This window comes from Spirosoma lituiforme, from assembly GCF_054776635.1.
In genome coordinates, this window is the sequence record NZ_BAAHBO010000023.1 from 1 (window position 1) to 10116 (window position 10116).

Annotated in this window: 10 protein-coding genes and 1 pseudogene; 3 read left to right on the plus strand and 8 right to left on the minus strand. The window is 43.2% G+C overall.

Going from position 1 to position 10116, the window contains the following annotated elements:
- The 3 genes from ACYU87_RS27190 to ACYU87_RS27200 all read right to left on the minus strand — a co-directional run.
- On the minus strand, nucleotides 1-595 hold a 595-nt coding region (locus ACYU87_RS27190), incomplete at its 3' end, for a hypothetical protein (protein ID WP_461137156.1).
- Nucleotides 592-1617 (minus strand): DUF5712 family protein, encoded by a 1026-nt coding sequence (locus ACYU87_RS27195; RefSeq protein WP_461137157.1) that lies wholly within the window; start codon nucleotides 1615-1617, stop codon nucleotides 592-594. The genes ACYU87_RS27190 and ACYU87_RS27195, both read right to left, overlap by 4 nt.
- A complete protein-coding gene (locus ACYU87_RS27200) occupies nucleotides 1614-2075 on the minus strand; it encodes a BfmA/BtgA family mobilization protein (RefSeq protein WP_461137158.1) in 462 nt (153 codons plus the stop codon). Before ACYU87_RS27200 ends, ACYU87_RS27195 begins: the two co-directional genes overlap by 4 nt.
- A 768-nt stretch (nucleotides 2076-2843) precedes the next feature.
- Between ACYU87_RS27200 and ACYU87_RS27205 the strand changes: the two genes are divergently transcribed.
- Entirely contained in the window at nucleotides 2844-3797 is a 954-nt protein-coding gene (locus ACYU87_RS27205) for a replication initiation protein (RefSeq protein ID WP_461137159.1), read from the plus strand.
- A 4-nt stretch (nucleotides 3798-3801) separates the two neighbouring features.
- Here ACYU87_RS27205 and ACYU87_RS27210 read toward each other — a convergent pair whose 3' ends face one another.
- Complete coding sequence (locus ACYU87_RS27210; RefSeq protein WP_461137160.1) at nucleotides 3802-4188, minus strand: type II toxin-antitoxin system TacA family antitoxin; 387 nt, start codon at nucleotides 4186-4188, stop codon at nucleotides 3802-3804.
- Between the two features lie 193 nt (nucleotides 4189-4381).
- Here ACYU87_RS27210 and ACYU87_RS27215 point away from each other — a divergent pair, with 193 nt between their 5' ends.
- Nucleotides 4382-4813, plus strand: coding sequence for a DUF5958 family protein (locus tag ACYU87_RS27215; RefSeq protein WP_461137161.1), 432 nt, complete (start codon nucleotides 4382-4384; stop codon nucleotides 4811-4813).
- 28 nt (nucleotides 4814-4841) lie between these two features.
- The gene (gene lgt / locus ACYU87_RS27220; protein ID WP_461137162.1) at nucleotides 4842-5852 is read left to right on the plus strand and encodes a prolipoprotein diacylglyceryl transferase; all 1011 of its coding nucleotides are present in this window, start codon (nucleotides 4842-4844) and stop codon (nucleotides 5850-5852) included.
- A 121-nt stretch (nucleotides 5853-5973) separates the two neighbouring features.
- Here lgt and ACYU87_RS27225 read toward each other — a convergent pair whose 3' ends face one another.
- From ACYU87_RS27225 to ACYU87_RS27240, 4 genes and pseudogenes are all read right to left on the minus strand, one after another.
- Nucleotides 5974-7065 (minus strand): hypothetical protein, encoded by a 1092-nt coding sequence (locus ACYU87_RS27225; protein WP_461137163.1) that lies wholly within the window; start codon nucleotides 7063-7065, stop codon nucleotides 5974-5976.
- Nucleotides 7066-7096: 31 nt separating this feature from the next.
- Nucleotides 7097-7750: a hypothetical protein gene (locus ACYU87_RS27230; protein ID WP_461137164.1), complete on the minus strand. Its 654-nt coding sequence runs from the start codon at nucleotides 7748-7750 to the stop codon at nucleotides 7097-7099.
- A 285-nt stretch (nucleotides 7751-8035) separates the two neighbouring features.
- Nucleotides 8036-8347, minus strand: a complete 312-nt coding sequence (locus ACYU87_RS27235) for an HU family DNA-binding protein (protein ID WP_461137165.1) — start codon at nucleotides 8345-8347, stop codon at nucleotides 8036-8038.
- A 1544-nt stretch (nucleotides 8348-9891) separates the two neighbouring features.
- Nucleotides 9892-10116, minus strand: a pseudogene (locus ACYU87_RS27240) (hypothetical protein); the annotation flags it as partial.

Below are 10116 nucleotides of genomic sequence, written 5' to 3' on the forward strand. Positions count from 1 at the left end.
TCGTCTGAATCTCATGTTGATACGACTGCTCGTACAAGGCCACACCGCCCCCAATCGCCACCAGTAGACCAAACACCACCAGAGCGGATTGCCAACTGGTAAAGCCAATCCGATTAGCCCACGCATTGGCCTTACTGCGGCTGGCCCACTCGATCCGATTAGCCGCCGTAGTACTGGCCTGCTCAATGCGCTCCGCTGTGGCCAGTCCTATAGCCCGTATCTCGTTAACGCCTTCATCGGTGGCGGTTTTCAGGTTGTTCAAGGTGGGCATACCCTTGGTCAGCTCAGGCAGCATCAATGCAGCCGTCGCTTTACTGTCCAGTTTGAAATCAATGCCCTGCCGGGCAGCCTGCATTAACGCATCCAACTCGGCTTGGCTGGCGCCTCGGGGCATTTTTTCCCACCGATCAAACCGGTTGTTTAACCCCTCAATAGCGGTGTTCTGGCGGCTTAACTCATCCACTAACCGCTGAATTGGATCATATCCGCTAGGGGCGCTCGACGGCGGTGCCGATGCGGGACTACCGTCTGTGGGGATAGGCGTACTCGACGTAGGTTTCTGATTCAGATTCTTTAGAAATCGGTTCTCGTTCATAGGCGCATACCCCGGTCCTGACGGGGACTTCGTTGGATACCTTGTTCTAGCTGTTGCTCTCGTTTCAGGCTTTCGGCCCGCTCTAATTCAAGCTGACGCGCGGCTTCCTGCTGACGCTGCTGAGCCAATTGCTGACGGAGCTGCTCGGCCTGATCCAGCGCCTGGCTTAACGTCCGGGCGTCGGCTTGTTGGTAGGCTTGCCCTAAACCCGCCTGCAACTCGGCCTGCCTACTTTGGCCGGCCACGGCTAAGCTTAAGGCCTGCTCCCGTTGTTGGCTGCGTTCCAAAGCAGCTGCCTGACTCAATTCCGCTTTGAGGCCTTCGTCCCCGTATTTCATCCCGTGCAGATACCGGAACGATTCGGTTAACCCCCGGTCATAGCCAAAACCCTGATCAAAGCGTTGCTCGACCCGCTGACTAAAGCCATTGCGTTCAAAACCGCCTTGAACCACTCCTTTGGTCGTTCCTTTGTGATTGGTCAGCGGACTCAGGTGGTAGGGGTTCTTCCGATCATGGAGCCCATCGGCTAGATCCTGCCGGTAAGTCTTTAGGTTCTCGGTACGACTCACGATCACATGGATGTGGGTCTGATCGCCCAGTTTTAGCCCCCCTTTGGCCTGCTCGCCCAATTGAACCGCGCGGTCGGTGTAGTCGTAACTGCGGCTATGTTCAATTTTGGCATACCACACCAGATCACGACTTTCTATCCCCTTTCCAAAATTCTGGGCGTAGGCCTCCATAGCGGAACGAGCGAAGGCTTTGAGCGCCTCTGGATCGGAACCAATATGAGCTAACTCGGCCTTGGATGGGGCTAGGACAATCTGATAATACTTGTCATCGGCTCGGCCTAAATTTCGCTTGTTGGCATCCAGCTCAATCGTTACTTGATGGCCAAGTACCTGCTCGGCTTCCCGGCCAAACCAGTGACCCAGCTGTTCCTTTTCCAGATAGGCTACCAAGCCTCCGCAGGAACCACTTCGGCTCGATAAGCCTACCCCTCCCGACGGTATCTTGGTCATCATAGGCCGTTCTGCTGGGCAATGAGTTGATCGGCCTGTTGCTTGTACTCGGTCCTCAGAGCGTTATCCACCAAAGCGGTACGGAACGAGAGCCGCAGTAAAGTCTGCACCGCTTCGACCACGCCGGTCAACTGCTCTTCCAGCTGCGCCGGGGTTAGCCCCCCTTCTGAGGCCTGCCGCAGGGCTTGTACATCGGCCTGCATGGGTTTTAAAAGCGTTTTCTCTTGCTCTCGGATAAATCCAATAAAGCGTTTATCCAAGACGTCCACTTTATCGGTTAATTTCTTAAGCACCACATCCGGCGAATCGGCCTTCGGATAGCGGGGATCGAGCTTGGTAACGGCGAAAAATTGCAGCATCACAGCGACTAAATCTTTGTGAGATAGGCCTAACTGGTCGCCTAGCTTCTCTAATTGCCGGTGCGTGCCCAGGCTAACGGATAAACTCTTTCGATCAATCATACGAATAAATTTTACTCATTTTACTGTTGGTTATCAACTAGTTATAGTATTAATATACAAAAATAACGGTTTTTATTAACCTGTACGGGTAATAAAACACTGACTATCAACCCCGTAGGGCGGGACGAACGGTATGGAGCGTAGCGGAATAGCGTTCCGTCTCGCTCTCTTACAAGACCGTACCACGACACCACCGCCGGATGGGAAAGCTTCATAGCAGGAAGCTAAAGAAGATACACCAAACCACCAAATTAGATCCTGGCCAGTTCAGGTAATTGAATAAGTAGGGGTGCAGGTATTGGAAAGGGGATAGAATAGATCAGTGGTTCTTCTTTTCATCAGCCCTTACTAAAGTAGGCTTTGAATTACTATTAGAATAATACAAATCGTGGAACATTAAACTAAATTTATAGTTTCGCGGCCCCGGTGCGTTTTTTAGTTTTTGCTTTCTTTTTTCCCATTCGTTTTAGCTAGTCTAGTTGCTGCTTTTTTGATTGTGGATAAGTTTAGTTTTTTGCCTCTTTTTACCTCTCAAAAGCGGTCTTTTTGGCATTTGCACTTTAGCAAATATTACTTTTGCAAACTTTACGGCTCCGTAACTTGTTGATTTTTAGTAAGTTATAGGGGTGTTTTACGAGTAAATGGCGGTGTTTTACGAGTAAATGGCGGTGTTTTTTAAGGTATTTTACGAGTAAATGGCGGCAAAAACACCATTTTAATTTTAATTTATGCTATAAAATGTTTTAATTGCTCGTAAAATAAGTGATTATGCATCAAATAGAGTCTTTCAAGCAAACAAACGCCATAACAGGAGCTAGATATGACTATTCAACTACAGAAAAAAGATTAGTATATTTATCTCTTGTTGAGGTGATGAGACTGGTGCAGCGTGGTATTCCTGATGACTTTTTTGATAGAGAGTTAGTCCTTTTCATTCCTGATAGCCAACTCAAAAAAGCTGACGACCACGACCATCGATTCAGAGATTATAGAAAAGCGATTATTAGCCTACGGAAAAAGGACTTTTCAATCGATGCACCTGATGGAGGATGGATCGAAACTGGGTTTGTCAACGGCGGCCAGTTTATTAAAGGAAAGGGTATAGAAATCAGAATATCAAACTACGTTCTGCCTTACCTTCATGAACTTACAAAGCGATTTACAGTATTAGATGCTACAGTTGTTCTAACTCTGGCAAGCAAGTTTTCCCAGCGATTTTATGAGTGGTGCTGCCAGTGGAGATCAGTCGGCCAGTTCGATTTCACTCCAGATGAGTTAAGGGACTTACTAATGATTAAGACCAAAACTGGAGATCTTAAAATCTATGTTTTGGAGACAGCGCAAACCGAATTAATGAAGATGTATGAAGATGGGATTAGCGACCTATACTTCACTTACAGCGAAGAAAGAGGGGGAAGAGGACGGGGAGGATCTGTGAAGCGATGGATTTTCAAGGTTCACACCAAGAAGAAAGAAGTGGCTCAGGAAAGGGCCAAGAATGAGGATGTTGTCTTCGTCATGCGGTTTTTAGGACAGATATTTGGGAAAGACTCCCCATTAGTAGATCAGGCCTTAGAAGCCCTTAAAACGCATGAAAACGTCAAGATATTCGCGGATCGGACGGATGAGCTTCAAACGTCGGGCAAACTTGATCGAACCAAAAACAAGCCTGGCTATATTCGCTCTATCCTTCAGAAAGAATTTGGTCTTGATAAGAAGTGAAAACCTACTTCGTTTTTTCGGTACCGAATAGGAAACGACGAACACCTGTCAATATACCTGGACTTTGAGTCTGCTGGATAGCCGTCAGGACCTCCTTCTTGAAATGATCGAAGTCATCTACGCTGACAAACTTAGATAGGTCTATATCTTCCTGTCTAATCAATGCCTGCTGTTTTGGATTAATGATCAACTCTTGACAGTATTCACGTAAGGTTGTACCAAAAAACTCTTCCAAGGTCTTATTTTCTCGGCTAGCAGCCTTGGCAATGATCTGACGTGTTTCAGTATCAACCCTGACCGTCCAGGGATCAGCCTTGTCTTTCCGGGCTGGCCGTCCCCCTTTTCGCTTAATGGTATCGTCGTTATTGGTTTCAGTACTACCGTTTTCCATTTTCTGTATGGCCAATATTAGGGAGCAATACTAAAACTATATTTTGGTAATACCGAAACTAGGTTTCAGCATTACCGTATAATAGTGCCCACAAAAGGGGTACCTTATCAAAATACCAGAACCCCAATTCTGTAATACCGAAACTAGGTTTTAGTATTACAGACTAACATAATACAGATTATATAACAGGAAAATGACCTTAGAAGAGCAAGTAGCCGTAAACCAGTTCGGACAAGGTGTCCTCTCTGTTGAGAGTTTGCTTCTGCACTTCTCCCAAATGTCAGAAGCAAGAAAAAGACATTACTTAACTTATTTGAGTGACTTGATCTGGCAGTCGAAACCAGTAGAAGCTGATATTGAACAGGCCATTATTGATAGTTTATTAAAGTCCACTTATACACCTTGTGTTGTTTTACGAACGCACCGTCTGAAGATTGGCATAAATCAACTGGTTACGTTGCCAGTAAATGAGCTTGAAAAGGTGTACAGATTGATGCTCAGTCTATTCAAAGAAGCTTATCAACGACGATTCCAAGAAGAAGGGAACTCGGGTAAGTGGTGGTATTGGGACCTGTCGACGGATGATGTCATAGAAAGGGTCTTATCAGCAAAACGATTGAGCTAACATAAAGACACTTATATAACGGGAAAATATGCTTCAATACATCATATGGAATGTTGATCCTGAAATCGTTCGCATTGGCTCTTTGCCCGTGAGATGGTATGGTTTGCTGTTCGCTACTGGATTCCTAATTGGCGTTCAGATTATGAGCCACATTTTTAAAACTGAGAAGAAGCCCCTTGCTGATACGGATTCGTTACTAATAACGATGGTGATTTCAACAATTCTAGGAGCAAGACTAGGGCACTTTTTGTTTTATGAACCCTACATGTTCATTCAAGATCCATTATACATAATAACACCCCCTTTTGGAGGATTGGCTAGCCATGGGGGTGTACTAGGAATTCTTATTGGCCTTTGGCTTTATTGCCGTCGTCAGTCCAGTCAAATCAGCGGGCAAACCTTTTTATGGGTTAGTGATCGAATTTGTATTGTAGGCGCTTTAGCAGGAGCCTTTATTCGATTCGGTAATCTAATGAACTCCGAAATTTTTGGTAAACCAACCGATGTGCCTTGGGCTTTCGTCTTCTTGAGAGATCATGAGTTTAGCCAAGTACCTCGCCATCCTACCCAACTCTATGAATCGCTATCTTACCTAATTTTGTTCATAGGGCTGTTCTGGTATTGGAAAAACTATCGTAACCAAGCCGCATCGGGGACCCTGTTAGGCATCTCTTTAATTTGGATATTTGGTCTCCGCTTTGTCTGGGAATTCTTCAAAGAAAACCAAGTTACTTTTGAAGACAGTATGAGCCTTAACATGGGTCAACTCTTGAGCGTACCCGCCATTTTACTGGGGTTGATTCTACTTCTAAGGAATTTTATCAGACCGACTTCCTTAATTCCGATTGCCTTGGTGATTCAGTCGTCGAGCCTTTGTTATCAATGCGATTACCAGTCAGCCTTACCAGACTCTAGAAAGGCAAACACTAATAATTGTGAAGTTTTAATTTCGGATAAGCATTCTCTCGAAATAAGACGTTTTCAAGATCATATAGTGAAAACAAAAAAGCTGCTTTCTAAAGTAAGTTCATTAACATAATGTGAGTTATAAAAGGAGTCTTAGAGAAGTACAAGATTCTGATGCACAGAATTTCGGTACGTTTCTCAGACCTGTTGTATAACTACCATTATATTATTCTACTACTTAGGCTGATATTGCGTTAATGCTCCTGCTTAAAAAGTAGAGTAACAGAAGATATAAAATTTTCTAAAATTTTATATCTTCTGTTACTCTGTTCTTCAGGTGTAAGCTTGCTTATAAAAGACCATTTATCTTTTTTTGTTAAAAAACTCATCCAGTCTTTTCTTACTAAGTTAAAATAACTTGCTGACTTTCTTAATTCTGTGATAGCTTGCTCTTTGTGGTCATTTGTTGATAAAATAATAGATATATCGCATAAATATGCAAAAATTAGATCACTAATGTCTTCTTCGTTAATGCCAGCATTTAAACTTATATTGTGTTTCATAGATAAAGCCATTTCGTATACTACTTGTTGATAAATTTCGTATCGTCTGTTACCTTTCAAAGCAGCGAATATATGATCTGCACTGTTATTTTTGTCATAAAATATAACATCTTCGTTTAGACCTGCTTTGTGATGCTTCTCCAAATCTATATACCTTATTTCTTTTTTTTTCTGTAATTCAGTAAGCTGCTCGCTTGCAATTGCATGAATAGCAAGTTCATGAGCAATTATTCCAATAATTTTACCTATAGTTTGTGTTTCAAAGTACCATGAAGATAATGTTACTTGCACTTGCCCACCTGCTATTACTACAGTAGCTAAGTTATTCTTATCAGGTTTAAGTATGATCAACGCATTCTTCTTTTCTAAGAAATATATTATACATTTTGTGTGTTTTAATACGGATATAATTGCATTGGCTTTTCCAATATAGAGTTGATTTGCCGAATTAACGTTTGCAAATCGTATTTTCCCGTGTTTGCCTATATCGGTCACACCAGAATCTAAGCTTTCTGTACTGATATTTTGAATTTTGCGTTCTATAAGTAAGTTTATACTATCCAATTCTTGTAGACTGTTTATCTTTTTATCATTTAATAAATTTTTCGAAAATTCCCTTTTTATTTGCTTTTCTTCTACAAGTGTTGACAGGGTACAATTAAAAAATAATCCTTTAGTAGCATACAGCTCTTCAATATGTTTTTCTAATGAAAACAAAAAAAATATTGCAATTGAAATATAACAAAAATAACCTTGAGCTTTTCTTATTCTAATTAATTGCATACTAACTAACTGTTGTATAAGTGGCTTTATGTTAAGCTAAGACTGACTTTATAATATTTGTCATATGCTTTTGATCTTTCAAATTATAAATCATAACCAAAAGCCCAACTACACAAGCCCCCCCAAAGGCGGCTAATAATGTAAAGAAAGAATGTACACTTAACTTGACCCATATCGTCAGTAGAAAATAAAGTAAACCTAGGTAAGCCCAACTTTGCTTTCTCATCATAGGATAATTGATAGAAGTAAAGTTGCGTTCCGCAGGCCACACAACTACTTTGAGACGGGACCAATCCCAAGCCAACAAATACACGTTACCCAATAGCATCAGCAAGGTGATCATCGGTGTTCCGGCAAAATAGTAGGAAATCGTAATCACAAATATGTTGAGCATAATTGGCAGATATATGATGGCCCCTAGGGTAGAAAAGAGTTGAGTCATCAATAGCAATCCAGCTAAGCATTGTCCCCAGCCGATAAAGTGCCAGTATAGGCCTGACTGGTAGAGTGTTTCAAATAGATGCCAACTATGGTTGATGGGTGAATCGGCACCAGAACCCATTGTGAAGCGCACTCCTTGAATCTTAACGATACTGGCGAAGACAAACGCAGCTCCAAGCAGGTAACGAAGGTAAATCGTGAACAATTGAACAATTTTGAGTCTTCTCAAGCTCTCCAGTCTCATAGATTGTATACTCAGTCTTACAATAGATCAAAAGCAGTTTTCAAGGCGCTTTACTTGCTCTTGATAGGCTCAATCCATAAATAATCTCTTAACATAATACTAGGCTTTCTTCTCCCCTTTCCAATCGACAATTCATACCCTCTTCACAATCTGTATGAGGTGATCCATCTTGTTTTTGTCCCTTAACATAAGATAGCTTATATAACAACCCTTGAAATAGTGCAATTTACCGCAGGTATAAAAACGGGGTGGTGACATCGTATGTCACCACCCCGTTTTTGCTGGTTATGACTTCGCTTTTTTCGCAGAAATGGGCATTTCCTGCTTCCTTACCTGATCCATAAAGTCAAGACCGGGCCTGAAAACGGGGACTACGTGGGCTTCGATCTTGACCGCGGTATTTTGACCCATATTACGACCTATTTTAGCGGCACGCCGTTTCACTTGAAAACTGCCAAAGGTGCGGATATAAATGGGTTCACCCTTTGTCAGCGACTCTTGCACAACATCAAAAAAGGATTCTAGTATTAATCGACTGGTTAGAGGGCCTAAGCCCGTTTTTCTGCTGATCTGGCGAAATACATCTTGCTTTGTCATGACAAGCTAACCCACCTGGCTCCGATAATAGTACCAGCAAAAAAATAAAAGCTCGGCGGGGCCGAGCTTGCAAAATTTTAAGAGTCTTAACATCGAGTAAAACGATACTTGATCTATGGTTGGGCCGCTTCAATGAGCAGCGAATAACTAGAGATGAAAATTCGTTATCTGCCCTTTCACCTAAATCGTGCCAACTCAACTTTTTACGGCCAAATTGTTATCTATCAATGTATTAGTACTATAATTAATATTAGGCGAAGTGAGAAAATGTGATTTTTTTCCTCAATTCCGTAGGGCCGAAACCGCAGTTTCTCCCCACCATGGTTACGCTTTTTTCCCCCTTTGTTCTTCTCAGTTTATCCCAGACCCCGGCCGACCAATTTAGGACCTTGGTTCCAATACTGATCGATCCGCAGCTACTGAGCCTGCTCCCGCCGTTCGGCCGTCTCTCGTTGTGGAGAGAAACCCGATAGCGATAAACCGGATTAAAGCCAGATGGGGTTCTTCTGTGTCCTAAGGCCACGGAATTTTTCTAGGCATGGACCACTCCAACGGTACAAGAAGCGGGCGCGGCCAAGTTGGAAAGGGAAAGAAAAAAGGGTCAGCAAAGTACCTGCGTACTTTATTGACCCTTCACACATTAAGACGTAGGCTTTGAGTAGACGTAACAGTTATTTTTCGAATATTTTTCCTGCCCACCCTTGGGATGGTCCAGGCATAGGAAAATCCAGCCCGGTACAGCCTAACAGCCGGCACACAAAGTTAGTGGTTCCGTTTCTGAGACACGTCCAAAAGTGCCTCCCACTGATCTTGAAGTCGATTTATTGGTTCTAGCAGTGTTGTACCATCGAAAACGGTTACGGGTAAATCCATCGAAGCGGATGGAGGATCAGTCAACCTGACCCGATGTAGTCGCCACCCCTCCCGAACGAGTATAGTCAGTGACTCAAAGCATATCTCCAAATCAAGTCCACCAAGACTGCACTCGCAGTATTGCCCTTCTGGGTCAACGCCACAAAACACGACTACTTGCATAGGGTGGTTCTCTCCTCTTTTTTTTCTCATTAGCCAGACAATTCTTAGTTGGGCACAAAAAAGATGCCATTGAACGGAGTGCCGTCAACGAAAAAAGCATGGTAAGCGGGGTATATCGGCTTAATCAACCAGGACAAGATTAAATATATTCACCTAAAACGACAACATTTTGTTTATTTAATTAGAATTAAATAAACACTTAAGGGTACCAAAAACAATATTAGGTATTTTTGCCGAACACGAATGACTTAATTTTTGCCTGGTATGCTTCCGATTACCTCTTCGTCCACTCCAGATTCATGGCCTACGTTAGATAGCCAACGCCCCCCTGTAAGCTGTCCTCGATGCAAAACTCAACTAGATGTTGAACGAATACCCAGGAGAAGATCCGTCCGTTCACTCTTGTTTTTCCTCCCGCTTCGTGCGTATATCTGTTACCGATGCCATCGTAAGTTTCATCGATTCAGGTGAGCTGAATGGATAACCGACCGTTTACGGACTTGACTAGATTAAGGATTTACTTTTCTTAAGTAGGCTCTCCATACGTTGGGGTACTTCTCCTGAATCCAGCCCGCAAACTCCTTGGTGGCATTGTCCTGGATGCGCATCGTCTGAATCTCATGTTGATACGACTGCTCGTACAAGGCCACACCGCCCCCAATCGCCACCAGTAGACCAAACACCACCAGAGCGGATTGCCAACTGGTAAAGCCAATCCGATTAGCCCACGCATT